The 24082-nt window shown below is 70.1% G+C and carries 19 protein-coding genes and 1 tRNA gene; 10 read left to right on the top strand and 10 right to left on the bottom strand.

The window, feature by feature from the left end; translation table 11 throughout:
• Positions 1-39: 39 nt before the first annotated feature.
• Together leuA and OHA21_RS37100 are read right to left on the bottom strand one after the other, a co-directional pair.
• Complete coding sequence (gene leuA / locus OHA21_RS37105) at positions 40-1761, bottom strand: 2-isopropylmalate synthase (protein ID WP_328463128.1); 1722 nt, start codon at positions 1759-1761, stop codon at positions 40-42.
• A 143-nt stretch (positions 1762-1904) separates the two neighbouring features.
• Positions 1905-2699 carry a hypothetical protein gene (locus tag OHA21_RS37100; RefSeq protein ID WP_328463126.1) on the bottom strand — a complete coding sequence of 265 codons (795 nt, stop codon included), beginning with the start codon at positions 2697-2699 and terminating at the stop codon, positions 1905-1907.
• Positions 2700-2835: 136 nt separating this feature from the next.
• Between OHA21_RS37100 and OHA21_RS37095 the strand changes: the two genes are divergently transcribed.
• Both OHA21_RS37095 and OHA21_RS37090 read left to right on the top strand, forming a co-directional pair.
• Entirely contained in the window at positions 2836-4101 is a 1266-nt protein-coding gene (locus tag OHA21_RS37095) for an aspartate kinase (protein ID WP_328463124.1), read from the top strand.
• 8 nt (positions 4102-4109) lie between these two features.
• Positions 4110-5180, top strand: a complete 1071-nt coding sequence (locus OHA21_RS37090; RefSeq protein ID WP_328463122.1) for an aspartate-semialdehyde dehydrogenase — start codon at positions 4110-4112, stop codon at positions 5178-5180.
• 424 nt (positions 5181-5604) lie between these two features.
• Here the strand turns inward: OHA21_RS37090 and pyrE are convergent, their stop codons facing one another.
• On the bottom strand, positions 5605-6129 hold the full coding sequence (gene pyrE, locus OHA21_RS37085) for an orotate phosphoribosyltransferase (RefSeq protein ID WP_328463120.1): 525 nt from the start codon (positions 6127-6129) through the stop codon (positions 5605-5607).
• Positions 6130-6279: 150 nt separating this feature from the next.
• On the opposite strand from pyrE, the gene OHA21_RS37080 reads away from it, so the two are divergent.
• Positions 6280-6576 carry a hypothetical protein gene (locus OHA21_RS37080; protein WP_328463118.1) on the top strand — a complete coding sequence of 99 codons (297 nt, stop codon included), beginning with the start codon at positions 6280-6282 and terminating at the stop codon, positions 6574-6576.
• A gap of 653 nt (positions 6577-7229) precedes the next feature.
• Here OHA21_RS37080 and OHA21_RS37075 read toward each other — a convergent pair.
• The 3 genes from OHA21_RS37075 to OHA21_RS37065 form a co-directional block, all read right to left on the bottom strand.
• A complete protein-coding gene (locus tag OHA21_RS37075) occupies positions 7230-8900 on the bottom strand; it encodes an ISAzo13 family transposase (protein WP_442874930.1) in 1671 nt (556 codons plus the stop codon).
• 367 nt (positions 8901-9267) lie between these two features.
• Positions 9268-9344, bottom strand: a tRNA-Pro gene (locus OHA21_RS37070).
• 73 nt (positions 9345-9417) lie between these two features.
• On the bottom strand, positions 9418-10311 hold the full coding sequence (locus tag OHA21_RS37065; RefSeq protein ID WP_328463116.1) for a metallophosphoesterase: 894 nt from the start codon (positions 10309-10311) through the stop codon (positions 9418-9420).
• Between the two features lie 25 nt (positions 10312-10336).
• On the opposite strand from OHA21_RS37065, the gene OHA21_RS37060 reads away from it, so the two are divergent.
• Complete coding sequence (locus OHA21_RS37060; protein ID WP_328463114.1) at positions 10337-10789, top strand: GatB/YqeY domain-containing protein; 453 nt, start codon at positions 10337-10339, stop codon at positions 10787-10789.
• A gap of 79 nt (positions 10790-10868) precedes the next feature.
• On the opposite strand, the gene OHA21_RS37055 is transcribed toward OHA21_RS37060, so the two are convergent.
• On the bottom strand, positions 10869-13292 hold the full coding sequence (locus tag OHA21_RS37055; protein ID WP_328463112.1) for a transglycosylase domain-containing protein: 2424 nt from the start codon (positions 13290-13292) through the stop codon (positions 10869-10871).
• Between the two features lie 332 nt (positions 13293-13624).
• Between OHA21_RS37055 and OHA21_RS37050 the strand changes: the two genes are divergently transcribed.
• On the top strand, positions 13625-13927 hold the full coding sequence (locus OHA21_RS37050) for a WhiB family transcriptional regulator (protein WP_041832981.1): 303 nt from the start codon (positions 13625-13627) through the stop codon (positions 13925-13927).
• Here the strand turns inward: OHA21_RS37050 and OHA21_RS37045 are convergent, their stop codons facing one another.
• Genes OHA21_RS37045 through OHA21_RS37035 form a run of 3 tightly spaced genes read right to left on the bottom strand, consistent with a single transcriptional unit; the run spans position 13928 to position 16876 of the window.
• On the bottom strand, positions 13928-15058 hold the full coding sequence (locus tag OHA21_RS37045) for an ArsA family ATPase (RefSeq protein ID WP_328478781.1): 1131 nt from the start codon (positions 15056-15058) through the stop codon (positions 13928-13930).
• Positions 15059-15086: 28 nt separating this feature from the next.
• The gene (locus OHA21_RS37040; protein ID WP_328463102.1) at positions 15087-16037 is read right to left on the bottom strand and encodes an ArsA-related P-loop ATPase; all 951 of its coding nucleotides are present in this window, start codon (positions 16035-16037) and stop codon (positions 15087-15089) included.
• A 23-nt stretch (positions 16038-16060) separates the two neighbouring features.
• Complete coding sequence (locus tag OHA21_RS37035) at positions 16061-16876, bottom strand: Rv0361 family membrane protein (RefSeq protein WP_328463100.1); 816 nt, start codon at positions 16874-16876, stop codon at positions 16061-16063.
• Between the two features lie 141 nt (positions 16877-17017).
• Here OHA21_RS37035 and OHA21_RS37030 point away from each other — a divergent pair, with 141 nt between their 5' ends.
• The 5 genes from OHA21_RS37030 (at position 17018) to OHA21_RS37010 (ending at position 23170) form a co-directional block, all read left to right on the top strand.
• On the top strand, positions 17018-17173 hold the full coding sequence (locus OHA21_RS37030) for a DUF4177 domain-containing protein (protein WP_093619400.1): 156 nt from the start codon (positions 17018-17020) through the stop codon (positions 17171-17173).
• A complete protein-coding gene (locus OHA21_RS37025) occupies positions 17170-17664 on the top strand; it encodes a RidA family protein (RefSeq protein WP_328463094.1) in 495 nt (164 codons plus the stop codon). The genes OHA21_RS37030 and OHA21_RS37025 overlap by 4 nt, the downstream gene beginning before the upstream one ends.
• A gap of 94 nt (positions 17665-17758) precedes the next feature.
• A complete protein-coding gene (locus tag OHA21_RS37020; RefSeq protein WP_328463093.1) occupies positions 17759-18562 on the top strand; it encodes an MBL fold metallo-hydrolase in 804 nt (267 codons plus the stop codon).
• A complete protein-coding gene (locus tag OHA21_RS37015) occupies positions 18559-22143 on the top strand; it encodes an adenylate/guanylate cyclase domain-containing protein (RefSeq protein WP_328463091.1) in 3585 nt (1194 codons plus the stop codon). Before OHA21_RS37020 ends, OHA21_RS37015 begins: the two co-directional genes overlap by 4 nt.
• 31 nt (positions 22144-22174) lie before the next feature.
• Positions 22175-23170, top strand: coding sequence for a serine/threonine-protein kinase (locus OHA21_RS37010; protein WP_328463089.1), 996 nt, complete (start codon positions 22175-22177; stop codon positions 23168-23170).
• The last annotated feature ends 912 nt before the right edge of the window (positions 23171-24082 follow it).

Below are 24082 nucleotides of genomic sequence, written 5' to 3'. Positions count from 1 at the left end.
GCCGCCCGCCGTGACGGGCGGCACACGACCGGGTGAAACTCAGCGTGCGCGGTTGATGGCGCTGGTCACCGCTTTGATGGACGCGCTCACGATGTTGGCGTCGATGCCGACGCCCCAGACCGCGACGTCACCGACCTCGACCTCGACGTAGGCCGCGGCCTGCGCGTCGCCACCCGAGGTCAGCGCGTGCTCCTGGTAGTCCAGCACCCGGGCGCTGATCCCCAGCGGCTCCACGGCCTGCACGAACGCGGCGATCGGGCCGTTGCCGACCCCGACCAGCGGCCGCCGAACACCCCGGTGGAACACCTGGACGTCGATCTCGACCTTGCCGTCCACTGTGGCCGTGCTGTAGCTCTCCACCTTGAAGGCGGTGGCCGCCTGGTGCTCGACCAGGTACTCCGAGGCGAAGTACTCCCACATCTGCTGCGGGTTGACCTCGCCGCCGTCCTCGTCGGTGTGCTGCTGCACCACGCCGGAGAACTCGATCTGCAGCCGCCGCGGCAGGTCGAGCTTGTGCTCCTCCTTCATGATGTACGCCACGCCGCCCTTGCCGGACTGCGAGTTGACCCGGATGACCGCCTCGTAGGTGCGGCCCACGTCCTTCGGGTCGATCGGCAGGTACGGCACGCCCCAGGTGAAGGCGTCGATGTCCGTCCCGGCCTCGTCGGCGTCGGCCTGCAGCGCCGTGAAACCCTTCTTGATCGCGTCCTGGTGCGAGCCGGAGAAGGCGGTGTAGACCAGGTCACCCGCGTACGGGTGGCGCTCGTGCACCGGCAGCTGGTTGCAGTACTCGACGGTGCGCTTGATCTCGTCGATCTTGGAGAAGTCGATCTGCGGGTCGATGCCCTGGGAGAACAGGTTCAGCCCCAGCGTGACCAGGTCGACGTTGCCGGTCCGCTCGCCGTTGCCGAACAGGCAGCCCTCGATCCGGTCGGCGCCGGCCAGCAGGCCCAGCTCGGCGGCGGCCACCCCGGTGCCCCGGTCGTTGTGCGGGTGCAGGCTCAGCACGATGCTGTCCCGCCGCGGCAGGTGCCGGTGCATCCACTCGATCGAGTCGGCGTACACGTTCGGCGTGGCCATCTCGACGGTGGCCGGCAGGTTGATGATCAGCGGGCGGTCCGGCGTCGGGTCGATCACGTCGATGACGGCGGAGCAGATCTCCAGCGCGTACTCCAGCTCGGTGCCGGTGTACGACTCCGGCGAGTACTCGTAGAAGATCTCGGTGTCCGGGGTGTGGATCTCCGCGTACTTCTGGCAGAGCCGCGCGCCGGTCGTCGCGATGTCGGTGATGCCGTCCTTGTCCAGGCCGAACACCACGCGCCGCTGCAGCGTCGAGGTCGAGTTGTAGAAGTGCACGATGGCGCGCTTGGCGCCGCGGATCGACTCGAAGGTCCGGTCGATCAGGTGCTCGCGGCACTGCACCAGGACCTGGATCGTGACGTCGTCCGGGATGAGGTCCTGCTCGATCAGCTGGCGTACGAAGTCGTAGTCGGTCTGGCTGGCGGCCGGGAAGCCGACCTCGATCTCCTTGTAGCCCATCTTCACCAGCAGCATGAACATGCGCTTCTTGCGTTCCGGGGACATCGGGTCGATCAGGGCCTGGTTGCCGTCCCGCAGGTCGACCGCGCACCAGCGGGGGGCCTTCTCAGTGACGCGACCGGGCCATTGCCGGTCCGGCAGTTCAACGGAGAATTCATTCTTGTACGGCGTGTAGCGCTCGTACGGCATCGAGGACGAGCGCTGCGAGGAGAAAACGGACATGTGACTGCTCCTGTCGAAACGAAGACGAGCAGGCGGCGTGCATCAACTCCGCGACGAGGTGCCGGCCTGAAATGGGGCCTCGTCGCGGCAGCGAAGGAGAAGGTACGCGTGCCACATGTCGCCCAACACCCTACGTGATCGAGTCAGCCCGGGCTAATGACCTGCCCGGATGGTGGGAAGTCGGTGGGCTGCACCACGGCCGGCGGGCTGTTCATACCCATCGGCTGGCCGCCCGCCTCCGGGCCCGGCAGCGGCACGGTCTGCGGACCGTCCACCCGCCGAACCAGCTTGAGCACACCGAACTCGACCCGGGCCGCGGTCAGCAGGCCGTCCTCGGAGTAGCAGTAGATGCCGACGTCGACCGGCGCGTCCAGCGCAGCCGAGACCGAATCGACGGCGTAGCAGGAGCCCTCGGCCCCGGCCAGCGGCTGCACCGCGGAGACCGCCAGAGCCGACTGCCGATCGGTGAACACCGAAAGCCACTGCCGGAACAGGCGCTGCACCTTCGGGTCGTACTTGCGGGGCACCTTGTCACCACGCTCGGCGACCCGGACGCAGGTCGGCGTGATCGGATTGGTCTCGGTGGCGAGGGTGCACTGGAACAACCCGCCGGCATTGCGGGTGACGGTGACCCCGGCCGTGCCGCCGAGCGCGCCGTTCGGGATGTCGACCTTCCAACTGCCGTCCTGCGCCACCGTGGCGACCACCGCGCGGGGTGCGCCGTCACCCGTGTCCAGGCTGTAGAGAGCGGCGTACCGCAGGTCCAGCCCGAGCGCGGCCAGGCCGGCCAGGGCGTCGCGGGCTTCGGCGGCCGGCTCAGCCTCGGGGGAGGCCGAGGCCGACGGCTCCGTGTCAGGGGTGTCTGCGCCGCAGCCGGCCAAGCCCATGACCAGTAGGGCGGTGGTCAACGCGAAAAGGCGCACCGCGACATTGTTCACCCCATCCCGCGACACGCTGCTGTGGTGACTCCGGCGTGTCGCGCCCGCAATGGCCGGAATCTGGGATCGCCTGTCGAGCAGCGGCAGACGCGCGGCTAGGGTGGTTGCGACTGTGTAACTGGAGGGTTGGTTCGCCGTGGCTCTTGTGGTGCAGAAGTACGGTGGTTCGTCGGTGGGGACCGCCGAGCGCATCAAGCGCGTGGCGGAGCGCATCGTGGCCGCCCGCAAGGCCGGCGACGACGTCGTGGTCGTCGTCTCCGCGATGGGTGACACCACGGACGAGCTGCTCGATCTGGCCAACCAGGTCAGCCCGCTGCCGCCGGGTCGCGAGCTGGACATGCTGCTCACCGCCGGCGAGCGGATCTCGATGGCGCTGCTCGCCATGGCGATCCACAACCTGGGGTATGAAGCCCGGTCGTACACCGGCTCCCAGGCCGGCGTGCTCACCACCTCGGTGCACGGCAAGGCGCGGATCATCGACGTCACCCCCGGCCGCCTGCGGACCGCGCTGGACGAGGGCGCGATCGCCATCGTCGCCGGTTTCCAGGGCGTGTCGCAGGACACCAAGGACATCACCACCCTCGGCCGCGGCGGATCGGACACCACCGCGGTCGCGCTGGCCGCGGCGCTGCACGCCGACGTCTGCGAGATCTACACCGACGTGGACGGCGTGTTCACCGCCGACCCGCGGATCGTGCCGGACGCCAAGCACATCAAGAAGATCACGTACGAAGAGATGCTCGAGCTCGCCGCCGGCGGTGCGAAGGTGCTGATGTTGCGATGCGTGGAGTACGCCCGCCGGTTCGGGGTGCCGATCCACGTACGCTCGTCGTACTCGAACAAAGAAGGCACGCTCGTCACCGGATCGATGGAGGACCCTGACGTGGAGAACGCACTGATCACCGGGGTCGCTCACGACCGCAGCGAAGCGAAGATCACGATCGTCGGGGTGCCCGACGAGCCGGGCGCGGCCGGCCGGATCTTCGAGACGGTGGCTCAGGCCGAGATCAACATCGACATGATCGTGCAGAACGTCTCCACCGAGGGCACCGGGCGCACCGACATCTCGTTCACGCTGCCCAAGGCCGACGGGGCGAACGCGATGGGCGCGCTCGACAAGATCAAGGATCAGATCAAGTTCAAGAGCCTGCTCTTCGACGACCACGTCGGCAAGGTCTCGCTGATCGGTGCGGGCATGCGCTCGCACCCGGGTGTCGCGGCCGCCTTCTTCGCCTGCATCGGCGCGGCCGGCGTCAACATCGAAATGATCTCCACCTCGGAGATCCGGGTCTCCGTCGTCTGCCGGGACACCGACCTCGACACCGCGGTCCGTGCAGTGCACGACCAGTTCGAGCTCGGGGGTAACGAGGAGGCGGTCGTCTACGCGGGTACCGGCCGGTAAGCCCGGCGATGGCGCAGCCAACGCTCGCCGTCGTCGGAGCGACCGGCTCCGTCGGGTCAGTCATGCTCGAGCTGCTCTCGTCCCGGCGCAACGTCTGGGGCGAGATCCGGCTGATCGCCACGGCCCGGTCCGCCGGCAAGGTCCTGACCTGCCGCGGCGAGCAACTGATCGTGCGCGAGCTGACCGCCGAGGCCTTCGACGGGGTCGACGTCGCGATGTTCGACGTGCCCGACGACGTGTCGGTCCAGTGGGCCCCGATCGCGGTCTCCCGGGGCGCGGTCGTGGTGGACAACTCCTCCGCGTTCCGCATGCAGTCCGACGTACCGCTGGTGGTGCCCGAGGTCAACCGTGAGGTGGCCGGGCACCGCCCGCGCGGCATCGTCTCCAGCGCGAACTGCACCACCGCGGCGATGATCATGGCGGTGGCTCCGCTGCACTACGAGTACGGGCTACGCGAACTCGTGCTCGCCTCGTACCAATCAGCCTCCGGCGCCGGCCAGATCGGCGTCGACACCCTCCACGACCAGCTCACCAAGGTCGCCGGCGACCGGCTGCTCGGCTCCCGGCCCGGCAACGTGCGCCAGGCGGTCGGTGACGAGCTCGGCCCCTTCCCGGCCCCGCTGGCCCTCAACGTGGTGCCCTGGTCCGGCGAACTGGCCGACCTCGGCTGGTCCTCGGAGGAGCTGAAACTCCGCAACGAGTCCCGCAAGATCCTCGGCCTGCCGGCGTTGAAGGTCTCCGCCACCTGCGTACGGGTCCCGGTCGTCACCGGCCACTCGATCGCGGTGCACGCCGTCTTCGCCTCCGAGGTCACCGCGGACGGCGCCCGCCAGGTGCTGCGCAACGCCCCCGGCGTCATCCTCGTCGACGACCCGGAAGCCGGCGAGTTCCCGATGCCGATCGACGCGGTCGGCACCGACCCGTCCTGGGTCGGCCGGATCCGCCGGGCGATGGATGATCCGCGCGCCCTCTCCCTCTTCGTGACCGGCGACAACATGCGCAAGGGGGCGGCCTTGAACACCGTCCAGATCGCTGAGCTGATCGCCGCCGAGCTGAGCAAACGCCCCGAACCCAGCTGACACCCACTGTCGTCTCCCGGCCGTCGAAGCAGCCCTGCTGGTCAGCCGGTTCTTGTCGGCTGACGCCCAGCGTCGTCTCCCGGCCGCCGAAGCAGCTTTGCTGGTCAGCCGGTTCTTCTCGGCTGACGCTCAGCGTCGTCTCGCGGGCGCTGAGGCAGCTTCGCTGGTCAGCCGGTTCTTGTCGGCTGACGCTGAGCGTCGTCTCGTGGGCGCTGAAGCAGCGTTGCTGGTCAGCTGACTCTTGTCGGCTGACGCTCAGTGTCGTCTCGTGGGCGCTGAGGCAGCTCTGTTGGTCAGCCGGCTCTTGTCGGCTGACGCTCAGCGTTGTTTCGCGCGCCGGGGAGCGGCACTGGGTGTTCTGGCTGGCGCTCAGCGCTGCCTCGCGGCGGTTGAGGCAGCGCTGAGGGTCAGCTGGGGACCGGGGTCAGGCGGCGGCGTCGAGGTCGGCGCGGGTCAGCAGGGCGCGCAGGGTGATGCCCTCGGCGGCGAGTGCCTGAGCGCCGCCCTCCTGCCGGTCGATCACGCAGACCGCGTGGTCCACATGCGCGCCCAGCTTGCGCAGGTCCATGGTGGAGAGGACGACCTGGCCGCCGGAGGTGACGACGTCCTCGACGATCAAAACCCGCCGGCCGGCCACTTCGGCGCCTTCGGCGAGCCGGGCGGTGCCGTACTTCTTGGCCTGCTTGCGGACGAAAGCGGTGGGCAGGCCGGCGTGCCGGGCCAGCGCGGTGACGACCGCGATGCCGCCCATCTCCAGCCCGGCGAGGACCTCGGTGCCTTCCGGAATCAGTACGGCGAGCTGCTCGGCCAGCTTGTCGAGCAGGACCGGGTCGGCCTCGAACTGGTACTTATCGAAGTATTCGGTCGCGGTGCGGCCGGAACGCAGAGTGAATTCGCCGGTCAGCCGGCTCACGCTGCGAACCTGCCGGGCAAGGTCGGAGTCAGTCACAAGGACTCAGCTTGTCAGGCCGCCGCCGGAGCCCGTGCGGCACCCCTGCCGGTCACCCGTAGGCGTACTTGATCTCCTCCTTACCGCAACATATGTCTGTTTGGGGTAGTTTTCGGCTAATTAGTGGCTCGCGCCCGGAAGGAAAGTTCTGTGACACCCTTCGCGCTGCTCTTCCTACTCGCCCTCGCCGGCTCCTCCTGCTTCGCCCTCGGCCGGGCTCTCGGCCGCGGCGAACGCTACGAACGCGGCTACCGGGAGGGCTTCCGCGACGGCGAGACCGGCTCCCTCGCCCGCGCCACCCGGCTCATGCAACTCGGCGACCGCCCCGCCATCGCTCCGGTGGTGGAGACGATGCTCGGCCCGTACGCGGTACCCCAGCAGGCCGCACCCCGCACCGTCGGCCCGGTGGTGGTCGGTGTGCCGTCCCGCGCCCAGCTGGCCATCTGACCGGCAGCCCGTATCAACGTCAAACCCGCCGCCGGACCCTCAGCGAGGTGCGGCGGTGGTCGGCCGTATGCCGGTTGTTCTTCATGGGCGACGCCGGCGGCCCACCAGACCCGACCCCACCTCGCCGGACTATCCCAAGCGCGAGAGCCACCCCAGGGGGCACGCCGAGGCCGGCCAGCCGTCGCTGGTGCCGGTTATGGAGGCCTGGTTGCCTGGGTGGGCGACGGCTGGGCGGGGTGGGCCGTCGCTGGTGCCGGTTATGGAGGTCTGGTTGCCTGGGTGGGCGACGGCTGAGCGGGACGGGCCGTCGCTGGTGCCCGTTATAGAGGCTGCGTTGCCTGTGGGCTACGGCTGAGGGCGGCCCAATTCCGGTAGGCGGCCGGGCGTCCTTGACCAGGGATTGCGCCCCCAGGCTCATGATCAACCGGTCGGCGTGGCGGTGGCGGCGATCCGGCTGGCTCTCACGGCTGTTCCGGGGTGTCGTAAACAGCCGTGAGAACCGGCCGGGAAGATCGTGCAAGTTGATCTTGATGGGTCGGGCATGTTCGGCTGGCGGCACCTCGCCGCCAAGATCAACTCAAGCCAAGTCGCATTGGACGGTGGCCGGCCCGTCGCTCAGGCCGGTATGCGGGTCGGTTAGGGCTCGTCGATTTTTAACTCGCTGTTTTGATCAAGGCGGGTGCGGTGAATCCGGCGGCGCGGGTGTGAGCGGCGAGGTCGGTGTGGTTGGTGAGGCGGATGTTGCTGGGTTCGATGGGGTGCTGGATTTGGGTGAGCAGGGTGCGGGTGTTGCGGATGGCGACGTTGATGGTGGTGCCGGCGACGCCGAACAGATCGGCGATGACCTTGCGGGGCAGTTGGTAGCGGTCGTGGAGCAAGGTGGCCAGTAGTTGGTGGCTGAGGGTGACGCGGATCTTGCGGCCGCCGCCGCGGGGCCGGGCGTGGCCGCGCAGGTTGTGCAGGAACGCTTCGTGTTGGGCTTGATGGGGAACGGTGAGCCGGCTGATCAGGTCGTTCCATGCGCTGTCGGGCATGCCGGTGATGGCCGGGTGCACCAGCGCGGCCAGGTGATGCAGCGGTGGTAGGGCTGTCGCGGGTTCGCCGGCGGGTGTGGCCGGGTCGGGGCGCAGGGTGTAGTTCCAGTCGCCGTGCCAGTCGTGACGGTCGATGGCCAGGGTGCTCATCTGCTCGTCGGTGATGACGACGCCGGTCGGGTAGTGGCCGGTGTCGAGTTCGGCGTGCACGCGCAGCCCGCTGCTGGTGGTGGTCGCGGCGATCGTGTGGACGATGGTCTCGTGGCTGGTCAGGGGTCGTGCCCGCCAGTTCATCGAGATGTGGGCGAACAAGCGATGCTCGATACGGTTCCATTTACTGGTGCCGGGCGGGAAGTGGCAGACGGTGATCGGTAGCCCGATTTCGGCGGCGAGAGCGGCCAGATCCGTTTTCCAGGCGCGAGTGCGGTAGCCGTTGGATCCGCCGGCGTCCGCGGTGATCAAGAGCCGTCCGGCGTTCGGGTAGCGGTCACGGCCGTAGCCGTCCCACCAGCGGCGCAGAGTGGCGACGGCGAACGCGGCGGTGTTGTGGTCGGTGCCGACGGCGACCCAGCCGGTGTCGGCGGCCAAGTCGTAGACCCCGTAGGGGATCACCTGTCCCAGCTGCGGATCGGCGAAGTCGTGGGTGCGGACTACGGCCGGCTCACCGGCAGGCCGCCACTCGCGGCCCTTGTTCGCGAACGCGCCGACGAGTTCCTTCTTCTTCGTATCGACGCTGACGACCGGGTCACCGCTGGACAGATAATCCTTGACCTGCTCGTTGATGTAGCCGAACTGGGCGTCGCGGTCGGGATGGCGTCTGCCTTCCAGAGTCTTGGCATTGCCCTGAAGGCTGAATCCCTCACCGTGCAGCAGAGCAGCGATCGTGTCCGGCCCGGCCTTATGACCCCGCCCGGCCAGTTCCTGCGCAAGGTGGCGCAACGACTTCGTCGTCCATCGCAGCGGCGACATCGGGTCCCCCCGCTCGTCCGGCTCGACCAGCCCCAACAACGCCGGCATCAGAGCGGGATCATGTTCGGTCACCGGCTTCCGGCCGCCACCGGCACGGCGGACCCGGCCCAGCGGCGCCACCCCGGCCTCCAACTCATCGACGCCCGCAGCCACCGTGCCCTCCCGGACCCCGGCAGCTCGCGCTACCGCCCGGATCCCGCCATGCCCCAGCACCCGAGCCTCAGCACCCAGCAGCAACCGGCGTTGCCGCTCGTCCAGATGCGGCAAGATCACCTCAAACTTCGCTGCCAGCCTGCCCCGTTCCTCCTCCGATACCGCCATAACAGATCAACGCATCGAAATCCGCCAAGCAACGGCTTGTTCTTCGACGAGCCCTTACCTGGGTGAGCGACGGCTGAGTGGGTCGGGATGAACGCGCTGCAAGAGGTAGGTGCAGGAACACGGGAAGCGGCTGCGGGGAGGAATGCGGGACTCGGCTGCGGGGAGGAATGCGGGACTCGGCTGCGGGGAGGAATGCGGGACTCGGCTGCGGGGAGGAATGCGGGACTCGGCTGCGGGGAGGAATGCGGGACTCGGCTGCGGGGAGGAATGCGGAACTCGGCCGCGGCGAGGAACGCGGGACTCGGCCGCGGAAAAGCGGCAGGCCCGGCCACCGCGAGCGGTGAACCGGGCCTGACCTGCAACCACGTGGTCGGGGTGGCGGGATTTGAACCCACGGCCTCTTCGTCCCGAACGAAGCGCGCTACCAAGCTGCGCCACACCCCGAGCTGCGAGAGAAATACTAGCTGACGCCCGCAGCGCCCCGCCAACCGGTATCCCTGATCCGAGAAATCGCAGGTCAGCGCGGTATCAGTGTAAGCAGGGAGGCCTCCGGACGGCAGGCGAAGCGGATCGGTGCGGTGGGGTGGGTGCCGAGGCCGGCGGAGACGTGCAGCCAGGCGTCGGAGCCGGGCCAGCGGTGCAGACCTTTCGCCATGGCTTGCGGCAGGTCGCAGTTGGTGGTGAGGGCGCCATAGCCGGGCACGCAGACCTGGCCGCCGTGGGTGTGACCGGCCAGCAGGAGCGCGAAGCCGTCGCCGGCCATCGCGTCCAGGACCCAGGAGGCGGGGGTGTGGGTGACGCCGAGGTGCAGGTCGGCGCCGGGGCTGATCGGGCCGGCCACGGCGGCGTAGTCGTCGCGTTCGACGTGCGGGTCGTCGACGCCGGCCAACTCGATGGAGCGGCCGCCGGCTTTCACGATGGTGCGGGCATTGTTCAGGTCGGCCCAGCCGGCGTCCACGAATGCGGCCCGCAGGTCTTCCGAGGGCAGCTCGACGCCCTGCACGTACTCACGGTCGGGCAGCAGGTATTGCAGCGGGTTCTTCCACACCGGCCCGGTGTAGTCGTTGGAGCCGAAGACGAATGCGCCGGGCAGGTCGAGCAGCGGTTCCAGGGCGCGCAGGACGCCGGGCACCGCGTACGGCGAGGCCATGTTGTCGCCGGTGACGACGACCAGGTCGGGGTCGGCGCCGATCAGCGCGGCCACCCAGTCCTGCTTGCGCCGCTGCTCGGGCATCATGTGCAGGTCCGACAGGTGCAGGATGCGCAGCGGTTCCGCATCGGGTTCGAGCAGCGGGACGTCGAAGCGGCGCAGCGTGAACATGTTGCGCTCGATCAGGGAGGCATAGGCGAACGTCGCGCCGCCCAGCGTGGTCAGAGCGGCGGCGGCCGTAATAAGGGAGCGCTTACGCATGACGGCAAGGGTAGTTTCTCCGTCCATGGGAACGCTGAAAGACCGCCTGAACGATGACCTGCATGCCGCGATGAAGTCCCGGGACGAGTTGATCACCTCGACGCTGCGGATGGCGCTGGCCGCGGTGCGCACCGCCGAGGTCGCCGGGAAGGAGGCCCGTGAGCTCTCCGACGACGAGGTGCTGGCGGTGCTGACCAAGGAGACGAAGAAGCGCCGGGAGGCGGCCACCGCTTTCGCCGACGCCGGCCGTGCCGACCAGGCGGCCAAGGAGACGGCCGAGGGCGAGGTCCTCGACCGCTACCTGCCGAAGCAGCTGACCGATGAGGAGATCAGCGAGTTGGTGTCGCAGGCGCTGGCCGCGGGCGGTTTCAGTGGCAAGGCGCAGATGGGCCCGGCCATGAAGGCGGCCCAGGCCGCCGTGGCGGGACGCGCGGAGGGTGGCCGGGTGGCCGCCGAGGTGCGGCGCCAGCTGGGCTGAGACCCCAAAGGCCGACAACCCTTCGGGGTACGCGAAAACGGGCGGGAGATCGACTCTCCCGCCCGTTTCCGGTGTTGTCCTAGCCGCCCGGCCTACCGCCCGGTCCCTCGGGCTGGTCGCCCGGTGTCGGTGTCTCCGGCTTGGCGTCCTTGCCGTTGCTCACCTCGATGATCACGGCGCCGTTCTTGATGGTCTTGCCGCTCGGGTTGGTGCCCGCCGCGGTTCCCTTCGGGCACTTCGAGTCGACCTCACCGCCGATCGACACCTCGAAGCCGGCGCTTTCGATCCGGGATCGGGCGGCGCCGAGTGAGTCACACTCCACGTTCGGGATCGAGCGCTGATCGCCGTACGCAATCTTGGTGCTTCCCGGCTTCTTGAACTGCTGCTTGTCCTTGCCCTTCATGTATTCCTTGAGCGTGTGCTGCACGGCGGGGTTGATGATCCCGTGGCTCATCCGGTCCTTGTGGTCCGGGTAGTCCGGGTTCGCCATGTAGCCCGCGACGACCAGCTTCGTGGTGCCCACGATCAGCGAGGCGGTCTTGTCGTTGTCGGTGGTGCCGGACTTGCCGAAGACCGGGTGGCCGACGATGCCGCGGGTGTCCGGGGCGGTGGCGCCGCCACAGCTGCCCAGCTGCGCCGAGTCGCCGACCGGGCACCGGGCCGCGTCCAGCGCTGCCCGGGCGACGTCCTTCGGGGTGGCCCGGATGCAGTGCGGCTTGCCGACGTCGAGCTTCTCGCCGTCCTTGGTGGTGATGCTCTCGACCGGGGTCGGCTGGCAGTGCATGCCGTCACCGGCGAGCGTGGCGTACGCGTTCGCCATGTCCAGCGGCGTCGACGAGGTCACGCCGAGCGTGAACGCACCCCAGCCCTTGGCCCGGTCCTGGTCGTCGGCGATGTCCCGGTCGTTCTTCGCCCGGAACTCGACGCCGAAGCGCTTGGCCACGGCGACCACCTTGTCCGCGCCGGCCCGTTCCTCCAGCGGCACGAAGTAGGTGTTGATCGATTTCGCGAAGGCGCTCCACATGGTGAAGACGCCGACACCCTTGCCGGAGTTCTTCGGACACCACTGGTCGGTGCCCGGGCATGCCGAACTGCTGCCGTAGCCGGCCTTGTACTTCGACTTGTACTGCGCGTCGGTCTTGATCGTGTAGCCGAGCGGGAGACCGGCCTCGAGCGCTGCCACGATCGTGAAGATCTTGAACACCGAGCCGGCCTGGTAGCCGCTGATGTCGCCGCCGCCGCTCAGCAGCGGGTTGGTGGTGTTCGGGTGGGTGCCGTGGATCCCCTTCGCCCGCTTCTTCGGGTCGGAGGAGAGCTTGTTCTGCGGGTTGTCCGGGTCGTCGAGCTTGTACTTCCGGTTCGCCGCGAGCATCCGCACCTTGCCGGTGCCCGGCTCGATGCCGGCCAGCAGCACCGCGTTCTGGCTGCTGTCGCTCTGCCGCTTGACGATCTCGGCGCGGGCCGCCTGCTGACCCTTCAGGTCGATCGTGGTGACCACCCGGTAGCCGCCGCTCTTCAGCCGGCGCTCACGGTCGTACTCCGTCGCGCCGAACGCGTCCTGCTCCATCCACCAGCGGTAGAAGTAGTCGCAGAAGAAGCCCCAGTAGTTCTTCGCCACCCAGGCGCAGCCGGTGCCGACCTGGCGGACCTTGGTGGGGACCTTCTCCTTCTTCGCCTCGTCGGCCTGCGCCTGCGTGATCGCCCCCATGCTGACCATGCCGGGGATGATGTAGTTGTCGCGGCGCGCGGTGATCTGCTCGTGGCCCGACGGCGTGGTCGGGTTGTAGCTGGACGGGGCCTTCACCATGCCGGCGAGCATCGCGGACTCAGCGATGCTCAGGTCCTTCGGCTTCTTGTTGAAGTAGACCTGGCTGGCCGCGAAGATGCCGAACGCGCGGGCGCCGAACGGCGCGGTGTTCAGGTAGCGCTCCAGGATCTGGTCCTTGGTGAGCTGCTTCTCGACCTGCAGCGCGTACTTCATCTCAGTGATCTTGCGCTTCGCGCTGTCCTCGGTGGCGTCGACCACCTCCTGCGGGTTGGTGGCCGAGTAGGCCAGCGACATCCGCACGTACTGCATCGTCAGGGTCGAGGCGCCCTGCTGGGTGCCGCCCTGGCTGTTGCCGACGAACGCGCGGGCGACGCCCTTGAGGTCGACGCCGTTGTGGTCGTAGAACTTGCGGTCCTCCGCGGCCAGGATCGCGGCCTGCATGTTCTTCGAGATGTCCTTGAGCGGCACGTCGCTGCGGAACTCGTCGTAGAACTGCGCGAGCTGGGTCCGGCCGTCCGACGCGTAGACGCGGGAGATCTGCGGGGAGCTGAAGTCCTTGAGCTCGCTCGGCAGGTTCGCGAACGTCTGGCCACCGGCTTTGGCAGCGAGTCCGGTCATCGCTGCGGCGGGGAATGCGGCGGCTGCCACGACCACGCCGGCCAGCAGGCCGCACACCAAAAGCGAGGTCGCGTTCGTGAAGATGTTGTGATCGCGTCTGCGAAGCCAGGAGGTCACCCGAGCAGGGTACGCGAAAGGCGCACGCGACTGCCCGCCGAGAAGGTCCGGCTCGCCCGATACGAGTGTGACGTGTCACCCGGTTCGGCGGAGTGTTTTCCCACTTCTGCACCGAAGATACCCCCGTTCCGCCATTGCGCCCTGGCCACTATGCCCGGAACAACCGAGCTATACGCATTTGCGGGACAACGTTGCGTAATCGCCTAACTACAGAGCATGATGGTCCGGCGAGACATCGCACGGCGTCTGCGCGGACGTTGGGGTCTGTGCCCCGGGGGGACATTTCGGGCCGCGTAGGCGTAGGGGGTGAAATGCAAGGGGGGACGTTAACCGTGGGGATGATCAGCGACTGGCCCAGCATGGCGGCATGTCAGAGTGGCGACCCTGACGCGCTGTTCGTGCAGGGCGCCGAGCAGAACGTGGCGAAGAGGATCTGCCGCAGCTGCCCGGTCCGCTACGAATGCCTCGCCGACGCCCTGGACAACCGTATCGAGTTCGGCGTCTGGGGAGGCATGACAGAACGGGAACGGCGGGCACTGCTGCGCCGGCACCCGCATGTGGCGAGCTGGCGGAAGATGTTCGAGGCCGCACTGCGGGAGAAGGGCGCCGACAAGGTGCTGGTGTCCACCCGCTGATCAGGCGAGCAATGCTCCGATCGTCCGCAGCCCGTCGACGTCGTGTACGTCGGCGGGCTGCGCGGCGACAGCAGTCGTGGGAACCGACGGGAACGCGTCGGTGAAGGTCGCGGCCACCCGTACCTCCCGGTCGGTCTGCCGCAGCAGTGCCGCGTGAATGCGCAGCACATCGGCGGTCGACCGCTGGTCGGCGTCGGCCTCCAGTCGCTCGGCGGCTGCCTCGCTCTCCTCGGCCGTCAGGCCGGAGGGCTCGGTCTGATGCATCCGGTTGAGCACCAGGCCGCTCAGCGGCATCCGCTCGGCCACCAGGCGCTCCGCGAAGTACGCCGCCTCCCGCACCGCGTCCCGCTCGGGCACCGCGACCAGCAGGAACGCGGTCTGCGGGTCCTGCAGGATCCGGTACGTCTGGTCGGCGCGCTGCCGGAAACCGCCGAACATCGAGTCCAGGGCGGCGACGAAACCGGACAGGTCAGTGAGCAGCTGCGCGCCCAGGATCTTCTGCACCGCCCGGGAGAAGAGCCCGAACGACGCGGTGACCAGGCTGAACATGCTGCGCCCACCGGTCCGCGCGGGCGCCAGCAGCATCCGCAGCATCCGGCCGTCGAGAAACCGGGAGAGCCGGGCCGGCGCGTCCAGGAAGTCGAGCGCGGAACGCGACGGCGGGGTGTCGACCACGATCAGGTCCCACTCGTCGCCGGCCCGCAGCTGGCCCAGCTTCTCCATCGCCATGTACTCCTGCGTGCCGGCGAAGGTCGAGCTCATGGCCTGGTAGAACGGGTTCGCGAAGATCTCCGCGGCGCGCTCCGGCTTGGTGTGCTGCTCCACCACCTCGTCGAAGGTGCGCTTCATGTCCAGCATCATGGCGTGCAGCTCGCCACCGCTGGCGGTCGCGTCGATGCCCTTGACCTGCCGGGGAGTGTTGTCCAGCTCGGTCAGGCCCATGGACTGGGCGAGCCGCCGGGCGGGGTCGATGGTGAGCACGACCGTCCGGCGTCCGTGCACTTCGGCGGCGCGCAGTCCGAGCGCCGCGGCGGTGGTGGTCTTGCCGACCCCACCGGAGCCGCAGCACACCACGATGCGGATTGCCGGGTCGGCGAGGAGCGCGTCGACGTCGAGGCGCGGTGCGGTCAAATCAGCCACTACTCCAGAGTACGAGGGATCAAGCCCGCATCAGACGGGCTGCGAACAGTTCCAGGCCGGCGAGGTCCACGCCGTCCGGCAGCTGCGGCAGCTCGATCATCGGCCGTCCCAGCTCGGCCAACTCCATCCGCAGCGACTCCTCCAGCTCCCGCCGGGTGAGGTGGGCCTGTGCCTCGGATGCGAGTTGGCTCACGGTGCCCGCCGACGCGGGCAGCCCGGCCGCGGTCAGACCCCGCTTGATCTCCGCCTTGGTCACCTTCCCGGCCGGCAGCAGGGCCGGACGGGCGCCGTTCACGATGACCCGGCCGACCGGAATGTGCAGGGCGCTGAGCTCGGCGATCGCGTCCAGGCTCTCCTGGACCGGCATCTCCTCGAGCAGGGTGACCACGTGCACCGCGGTCATCGGCGAGCGCAGCAGGGCCGCCACGCTCTCGCTCTGCGTCTTGATCGGACCGACCTTGACCAGCCGGGCGGTCTCCTCGGTGACGTTCAGGAAGCGGCCGACCCGGCCGGTCGGCGGGGCGTCGAGCACCACCGCGTCGTACATCCGGCGGCCGTCGCGGGACCGGGTGGTCGCCTCCTTGACCTTGCCGGTGAGCAGCACGTCGCGCAGGCCCGGGGCGATCGTGGTGGCGAAGTCGATGGCGCCGACCTTGCGCAGCGCGCGGCCGGCCGCGCCCAGCTTGTAGAACATGTCCAGGTACTCGAGGAGGGCCTCCTCGGGGTCCACGGCCAGGGCGCGGACCTCACCGCCGCCGGTCGTGGTGGCGATCCGCTTCTCCGCGTACGGCAGCGGGTCGAGACCGAACAGCTGAGCGATGCCCTGCCGGCCCTCCACCTCGACGAGCAGCGTGCGCCGCCCACCCGCGGCCAGACCGAGGGCCAGGGCGGCGGCCACGCTCGTCTTGCCCGTTCCGCCCTTGCCGGTCACCACATGCAGCCGCTCCGGCCAGTTCCGGTTTTCGCCCATGCCCTCAACGGTAGAGCGCCCGGTCAGCCGGAGACCTCGCAGACCAGCCAGCCGGACTTGCGGATCACGGTGAATTCCAGGTCCTGCGCGGCGGACTTCTCGTCCTCGGTCGACATCACGACCCGTACCCCGACGGTGGCCTGATCGTCGTCGTTGCTGGCCACGGTGGGGTCGTCCCACCGGAAGACGGCGCCCTGGTAGCTCTCCGCGTAGCTGCTGATCTGGTCGACCCGCTGGGCGAGCCGGGTGGTGTCCCGAGACTTACGGCACACCAGATCCTCGGCGGCGGTGGCGTCCTGTTGCGTGTAGACGGCCGTCAGGAACCGGTTGACCGCGGTCGTCGGGTCCGGCGAGCCCGGATTGTCGGCGTCGCGGAACAGAAAGTACGCCGAGACCGCGCCGCCGCCGCAGAGCACCAGGGTGGCCGCGAACGCCAGGGAGAGAAAGACAGTCGAACGCCGTCGCGGGTCGCCCGGCAGCCCGGCGTGCCCGGTCGGCGGGCCCACCCAGATCGGCTCCGGCCCGACCTCGGCCGGCGGCGAGTGCTCGAAGGCCAGGTGCTCGGGTGGCTGGTGCCGCCACTCACCGGGTTTCTCGTGCTGGGCGTGCCACGGCCCGGCCGGCGGCGGCTGATGCCAGCCCTCCGGCGGCGCGTGCGAGATCACCTGGGTGGGATCCGGCGGTGGGAAGAGGGTGGGGTGCTCGGCGGTGTCCTCGTGGAGTGGTCCGGACGCCCCCGCGGCATCCGGGCCGTGGTGCGGCACGAGCGGCGGTGGTGGCCCGCCGGCGACCGGCAGCTCGGGTGGGCCGGACCCCTCGCCACCTGCGTGCTGCGTCATGGCACCCTCCGTGCGGTGTCTCTCAGTGATGGCATGCGTGCTCTCGGTAGGCATTCCCGCTCAGCCTAGCCAACCACCTGATCCACCGGGTCCTAAGCTGTGCCGGTACCCGACTGATACCGATAGGAAGTAGTCCACGCCATGCAGAAGTGGGAGTACGTGACGGTGCCCCTGCTGGTCCACGCGACCAAGCAGATCCTCGACAACTGGGGCGAGGACGGCTGGGAGCTGGTCCAGGTCGTGCCCGGCCCGAACCCGGAGCAGCTGGTCGCCTACCTGAAGCGGCCCAAGTCATGACGACCACGCCGCCGCCGGTGGCCGGTGAGGGCGGCGTGGACGCGTACGCCAAGCTCGCCGAAATGGGCCTGACGCTGCCGAAGGTGGTGCCGCCGCTGGCGGCCTACGTGCCCGCCGTGCAGTCCGGCAACTACGTGTACGTGTCGGGCCAACTGCCGCTGGTCGACGGCAAGCTGCCGAAGGCCGGCAAGGTCGGCGCCGAGGTCACCCCGGAGGAGGCGACCGAGCTCGCCCGGATCTGCGGCCTGAACGCGCTCGCCGCGATCGAGTCGCTGGTCGGCCTGGGCCGGCTCGTCAAGATCGTCAAGCTGACCGGCTTCGTGGCGTCCGCGCCGGGCTTCACCGGACAGCCGGCCGTCATCAACGGGGCCTCCAACCTGTTCGGCGACGTGCTCGGTGAGCAGGGGCGGCACGCTCGCAGCGCGGTCGGCGTGAGCGAACTGCCGCTCGGAGCACCGGTCGAGGTCGAAGTCATCGCCGAAGTGGCCTGATCTTGGGGGGATTCGGCCGCTTTCGGTGACCGAAGGTGACCGCATCGGACATCGTGTCTCGGCCATCGGCGTGGTGCGACGTACGATTCGGGTCATGGGGGGTGCTGAGCCCGAGTCGGCGGGGGTCGACCGGCTACCGGGTTGGGTGACGCTGCTGCGAGCGCCCAACCCGGGTCCGATGACGCTGGACGGCACCAACACGTGGATTCTGCGTGCGCCCGGCGCCGACTTCGCCACGGTGATCGACCCCGGTCCGCTGGACGAGGGGCACCTGCGGCGGATCGCTGAGTTCGGACCGTTCCAGTTCATTCTTGTGACACACGGTCACCATGATCACGTCGAGGGCGCCGAACGGCTCTCCGAGTTGCTCGGCGGGACCGCCGTGCTCGCCGCGGACCCGGCCCACTGCCGGAACGGTGAGCCGTTGGACCCGAACGAGCGACTCGGCGGGAACGGACTCGAAATACAGGTGATGGACACTCCGGGGCACACAAGTGATTCGGTGTGTTTTCTCGTCGAGTGTGGGAACGACCGCGCGATGTTCACCGGTGACACGATTCTCGGGCGCGGGACCACGGTGGTGGCCCGGCCGGACGGTGACCTCGGGGCGTACCTGAGTAGTTTGCGACTGCTCAGCGCGTACCCCGAGGTGTTGATGTTGCCTGGCCACGGGCCGGCCCGAAGCGACACGGCCGAGCGTGCCCACTTCTATCTGGATCATCGCCGGGAGCGCCTCGCGCAGGTGGAGGCCGCGATGGCGGCCGGTGCGACGACCCCGGCGGCAGTGGTTGATCTGGTCTATCCGGACATCGATCCGGGAGTGCGTTTCGCCGCCGAGTGGTCTGCCGCCGCGCAGTTGGAATACCTGAGCCGGACAGACCGGTTGGACCGGCCGTGACCTGCCCCGTGTGCGGAACCGTCGCCGTTCCCGGCGCCCGTTTCTGCCATCACTGTGGTGCTGCCCTGCCCGCCGCGGCCTCGTTGCCCGCGGCAGAGCGCCGCATCGTCACCGTGCTCTTCGGCGACCTGTCGGACTTCACCTCCTGGTCGGAGGACCTCGACCCGGAGCGGGTCGGCGCGGTGACCGACCGGGTGCTGGCCGCGCTGGCCGGCGCGGTGAAGACGTTCGGTGGGCACGTCGACAAGCTGACCGGTGACGGGATCATGGCGGTCTTCGGGGCGCCGGTGGCGCACGAGGACGACGCCGAGCGGGCGGTCCGGGCCGCCCTGAGCATGCAGCGCGCGGTCCGCCGGGTGCTGGACGACGAGCGTGGTGGTGGCGCGCCGCTCGGGCTGCGCGTCGGGCTGAACACCGGTGAGGTGGTCGCCGGCATGCAGGCCGGCATCGAATACACCGTCATCGGCGACACGGTGAACACCGCGGCCCGGCTGGCCGACGCCGCCGCGGTGGGCGGGGTCTACGCTGGCGAGCGGACCAGCGCCGGCACCCGGCACGTCGCGTCCTGGCGGCAGTTGCGGCCGTTGCGGCTCAAGGGGAAGCGGGAGCCGGTCCCGACGTACGAGTTGCTCGGCCTGCACGACGCGCCGGGCACCCGGTCCGGCCTGGGTGACGAGGCGCCGTTCGTGGGCCGGGAGACCGAGCTCGGCCGGGTCTCCGGCCGGCTCGCCGAGGCGATCGACTCCGGCACCCCGCGGATCATGGTGATGACCGCGGAGGCCGGGATAGGCAAGTCCCGCTTCGCGGGCGAGGTGAAGCGGCTCGCCCTCGATTACAACGGTCACGGCGCCCGGGTGCTGCGCGTCCGCTGCCGCGCGTTCGGCGAGCGCCGCCGCTACGCGCCCCTCGCCGACCTGGTCCGCAAGGCCGCCGGCCTGCCCAAGGACGTGGTCGCCACGATGGGCCGCTCGGTCGTCGAGGAGCGGCTGCGCAAGCTGGCCGGCAGGCTGGGCGCCCAGTTGGACACTGACCGGCTGCTGGTGCTATTGGGGTACGGCGAGGCCAAGGGCAACCAGGTCGGCCCGGCCGCGCCCGCCGACTGGCCACCGAGCGCCAAACGGGTCGACGCCGACGCCATTTCGGTCGCGGTGGCCGACCTGCTCAGCGCGCTCGCCGCCGAGACGCCGCTGGTGGTCATCGTCGACGACCTGCACGACGCCACGGCCACCACGATGGACGCGCTGGGCAGCACACTCTCGCTGCTGGACGGTGCGGTCGTGGTGCTGCTGCTGGGCCGGCCCGAGCTGGTGCGTACCGCGGGGGCGATGACCCGGCTGGCCGACGCCGAGGTGCACACCCTGCCGCCGCTGCGGGGCGCCGACGCGTCCCGCCTGCTCACGTCCTACCTGAACGGCGGCAAGCTGCCGCAGGCCGACAGCGACCGGCTGCTCGCGACCGCCCAGGGCAACCCGTTCTACCTGGCCGAGATGGTCACCCTGCTGATGGAGCGGGGTGCCCTCACCCCGGCGGTCGGCGCCAACGCGATCGGCCGCTGGCAGCTGGCCGCCGGCTCGCTCGGCAGTCAGCTGCTCTCCCGGGATCTCGCGGCAGTTCTGGCAGCGCGTATCGACGCCCTGCCGGCGGAACCGCGGGCCGTGCTGCGGGACGCGTCGGTGGCCGGGACGACCGTGCCGAGCGGGGTGCTCGAGGCCCTTCAGGAACGCCGGGCCGCCACCGACATGCTGCCCGGCGCGGTGCCGATGGTGGAACTGGAACGCGCCGTCGACGAGCTGCTGCAACGGCGCATGCTGCACCGGTCGCGCGGCGGCTACCAGTTCAGCACGCCGCTGATGCGCGAGGCCGCCTACGCCGGCATCGGCAAGGCCGACCTCGCCGAGCGGCACGCCTATCTGGCGAGCTGGGCAACCGAGGCGGTCGGCCGGCTGGGCCTGACCGACAACGAACGCGACGCCTTCATCGCCACCCACGTCGAGTGCGCGGTCGAGCTGGCCGACGCGGTCCGGTTGCGCCCGGACGCCGCGGCCCGCGAGGTGGCGCCGCTGGGCGTCGCGGCGCTCGGCCGGATGGCCCGGCGGGCGCTGGCCAACATCGAGCCGGCCGCCGCCATCGAGTACGCGGAACGCGCCGCCACCCTCACCAAGGACGGCCTGCCCCTTCCCGACCAGCTCGTGCACGCCCGTGCGCTGCTGCGCCTGGGCCGGGGTGAGGAGGCGCTGGCGTACGGCGAGAAGATCACCACCGCTGCCGAGGACGATCCGGTGTGCCGGGCCGAGAGCATGATCCTGGTCGGCCGGGCGTACGAGGCGCTCGGCGACACCGGCCGGGCCGTTGCTGCCTGGCAGGAGGCCCTGGAGGTGGCCACCGAGGCGCAGCTGCTGCCGGAGCGGGCCAACGCGATGCGCCGACTCGGCATGGCCGACTTCCTGGCCGGCAAGCTCAGCCAGGCGAGCAGCCGGTTCGCGGCGGCGTACCAGGTCACCCTGGCCGCGGGCGACCGGCACGGGCAGGCCTGGGCGTTGCAGAACCTGGCCTGGGTGACCACCACCCGGGGCGATTTCGCCGGCACCGACGCGGTGCTGGGCCGGGCCGCCCGTCTCTTCGCCGAGCTGGGCGACCCGGTGGGCCGGTCCTGGCTGCGCGGCACCACGGCCTTTGCCCGGCTGCTCGCCGGCCGGTTGCAGGAGTCCCGCCGGCTGGCCCGGATCTTCCTGCCCTTCGGTGACCGGGTCGGCGAGGGCTGGGCGGTCGGCACCCTGCGGGTGGTGGAGGCGTACGCGTCCGCCGAACTCGGTGATCTGGGGGTGGCCGACAGCCAGGCCCGCCGGGCGTTCCGCGAGTTCAACGAGCTCTCCGACGATTGGGGCCGGGGACTGGCCATGGTCGTCCGCGGCGCCATCGCGCGGAGCCTGAACGAGTTGGAGCACGCCGCCGATCTGCTGAACGACGCGCTGATCTACGCGGACCGCACCGGCCATCCGCTGCTGCTCGGCATGGCCGGCACGCTGCACGGCTTCGTCGCCCTGCAGCGGGGTGACCTGGCCACGGCCGAGGCCGACGCGCGCCGGGTGATGACCGCGGTCGAGCCGCACAACCCGCTGGCGCCCGCGCAGGTGGGGCCGCGGGTGCTGCTGGCCGAGGCGCGCAACCGGGCCGGGGACGCGGCGACCGCGATCGGGCTGCTCGCGCCGATCGCCAGTGACACCTCCACTCCGTCGCTGCTCTTCTCGCGGCGGCACGCGCTGGCGGCGTACGCGTCGGCCCTGCTCGCCGACGGCCGGGTGGATTCGGCGCTGACCTGGGTGGAGCGGGCTCGTGAGGTGCCGGCCGAGGACGTCCGCAGCGGCGTGATCGCGGCGATGGTGCGGGCCCGGGTGCTGGCCGCGGCCGATCGGTGCGCCGAGGCGCGGCTGGCTTCCGAGGAGGCGGTGCGATTGGCGTACGCGACCGAGCAGGCGAGCGAGCGGGCAACAGCGGAGGAACTACGCGATACGCTCGCCTTGACGGGGGTAGAACCGGCTGCGGCGGGAACTGTCGCCTACGCGTCTGACGTGCCCGGATGATCTTTGATCCGGCTGGCGTATTTTCTTTAGCGTGACGGAGACTCCGCCTGGCGCCCTGCCCGTACCGTACGTGCCAGGCATGTCCGGCTTGTCGGTCATGGCACGTGGGGGCTATGCCACCGTGTACCGCGCCACTCAGGACTCCGTCGGGCGGGAAGTCGCCATCAAGATGGAGAACCGGACCCTGGACAACGCCCGCGACCAGGCACGCTTCCTCCGCGAAGCGCGCGCGGCCGGCCGGATGTCGTCGCACCCGCACGTCGTCGACCTCTTCGACGTCGGCGTCACGGTCGACCAGCATCCGTACCTGATCATGGAGCTCTGCGACGGGTCGTACCTCGATCGCATGCGTGTCTCCCCGCTCAACCCGGTCGAGGCCCGCGACGTCGGCATCAAGATCGCGGACGCGCTGGTGCACTCGCACGCCAACGGCGTGCTGCACCGTGACGTGAAGCCGGCGAACATCCTGTACTCGCACTTCAACCCGGCCGTGCTCGCCGACTTCGGCCTGGCCGTCCTCGGCGAGATGCGCGACTCGTCGGTCACCCTCGAGGTACTCACCCCGGCCTACGCGCCGCCGGAGATGTTCCGGCACGACAGCCCGTCCGGCGCCTGCGACGTCTACGCCCTCTGCGCCAGCCTCTACGCGGTGATGAGCGGCCGCCCGCCGCGCTGGCAGACCGACCGCAGTCCGAGTCTGATCACCCTGATGGACCTCTTCCACCAGCCGATCCCGGACCTGCCCGGTGTGCCGCGCGCCCTGACCGACATCCTGCGCTACGGCATGGCCAACGACCCCGGCTCCCGGCCCACCGCGGAGCAGCTGCGCGACCTGCTCAACAACCTGCAGCTCGACCCGAACACCCCGCAGCCTCCGCCGACGGTCTACCGCTCGGCCAGCACGCCGAGCTACCAGCCGCCGCGGCCGCGCCCGATCGTGCCGAACACGCCGACCCGCGAGGACGACACCCCGACTGTGCACAATCCGGGCGCCCGCAAGGGTTTCTTCAGCCGCTGGTTCAGCTGAGAGCAAGATCCGGTGGTCTTGCGCCGTTGTCCGGTTCCGGCCACATTTCGGTACGGGTTTGCGCCGCCCTGCCGAACTACGCCGTCCCGCCGCACCGCGCGGCCGCCAGCCCACTCCAGGCCCCAGCGCGGCCGCCGGGCCTGAGCAGCGGGTCCAGCTAACCTCGAGCGCCGCTTACGACGCCGCGAAACGGCCCTGGATGTCGGCCGGCGAATCGAACGCTGCCGGCCCGGCCACAGGCCTGTGGACCAGGGCGAGCCGCCCGACAGGCAGGTAATAGGCCTGCCGTTGGGTGTGTGGGGGGCGGCTGGTGGATGCGGGCCGTCGGGCAGGTAGGTATCAGCGTGGCGGTTGGGTGCCTGGCGGGCGGCTGGTGGGCGCGAGCCGCCGGGCAGGCAGGTAATGGGCCTGCGGTTGGGTGCCTGGCCGGCGGCTGGTGGATGCGGGCCGTCGGGCAGGCAGGTATCAGCGTGGCGGTTGGGTGTCTGGCGGGCGGCTGGTGGGCGCGGGCCGTCGGGCAGGTAGGTATCAGCGTGGCGGTTGGGTGTCTGGCGGGCGGCTGGTGGGCGCGGGCCGTCGGGCAGGTAGGTATCAGCGTGGCGGTTGGGTGCCTGGCGGGCGGCTGGTGGGCGCGAGCCGCCGGGCAGGCAGGTAATGGGCCTGCGGTTGGGTGCCTGGCCGGCGGCTGGTGGATGCGGGCCGTCGGGCAGGCAGGTATCAGCGTGGCGGTTGGGTGTCTGGCGGGCGGCTGGTGGGCGCGGGCCGTCGGGCAGGCAGGTATCAGCATGGCGGTTGGGTGCCTGGTGGGCGGCTGGTGGGCGCGGGCCGTCGGGCAGGCAGGTATCAGCGTGGCGGTTGGGTGCCTGGCGGGCGGCTGGACCCGCTGCTCAAGCCCGGCGGTCGCGTTGGAGG

Origin of the sequence: Actinoplanes sp. NBC_00393, assembly GCF_036053395.1 — a bacterium.
Lineage (GTDB): Bacteria > Actinomycetota > Actinomycetes > Mycobacteriales > Micromonosporaceae > Actinoplanes.
The sequence above is the reverse complement of the archived record's forward strand: the minus strand, read 5'-3'. Positions and strand labels throughout refer to the sequence as shown.

Excerpts from the sequence above, each read along its gene's own strand:
- leuA (WP_328463128.1), bottom strand. The coding sequence starts at position 1,761 with ATGTCCGTTTTCTCCTCGCAGCGCTCGTCCTCGATGCCGTACGAGCGC.
- OHA21_RS37090 (WP_328463122.1), top strand. The coding sequence starts at position 4,110 with ATGGCGCAGCCAACGCTCGCCGTCGTCGGAGCGACCGGCTCCGTCGGG.
- OHA21_RS37075 (WP_442874930.1), bottom strand. The coding sequence starts at position 8,900 with ATGGCGGTATCGGAGGAGGAACGGGGCAGGCTGGCAGCGAAGTTTGAG.
- OHA21_RS37065 (WP_328463116.1), bottom strand. The coding sequence starts at position 10,311 with ATGCGTAAGCGCTCCCTTATTACGGCCGCCGCCGCTCTGACCACGCTG.
- OHA21_RS37060 (WP_328463114.1), top strand. The coding sequence starts at position 10,337 with ATGGGAACGCTGAAAGACCGCCTGAACGATGACCTGCATGCCGCGATG.
- OHA21_RS37040 (WP_328463102.1), bottom strand. The coding sequence starts at position 16,037 with ATGGGCGAAAACCGGAACTGGCCGGAGCGGCTGCATGTGGTGACCGGC.
- OHA21_RS37035 (WP_328463100.1), bottom strand. The coding sequence starts at position 16,876 with ATGACGCAGCACGCAGGTGGCGAGGGGTCCGGCCCACCCGAGCTGCCG.
- OHA21_RS37030 (WP_093619400.1), top strand. The coding sequence starts at position 17,018 with ATGCAGAAGTGGGAGTACGTGACGGTGCCCCTGCTGGTCCACGCGACC.
- OHA21_RS37025 (WP_328463094.1), top strand. The coding sequence starts at position 17,170 with ATGACGACCACGCCGCCGCCGGTGGCCGGTGAGGGCGGCGTGGACGCG.
- OHA21_RS37020 (WP_328463093.1), top strand. The coding sequence starts at position 17,759 with ATGGGGGGTGCTGAGCCCGAGTCGGCGGGGGTCGACCGGCTACCGGGT.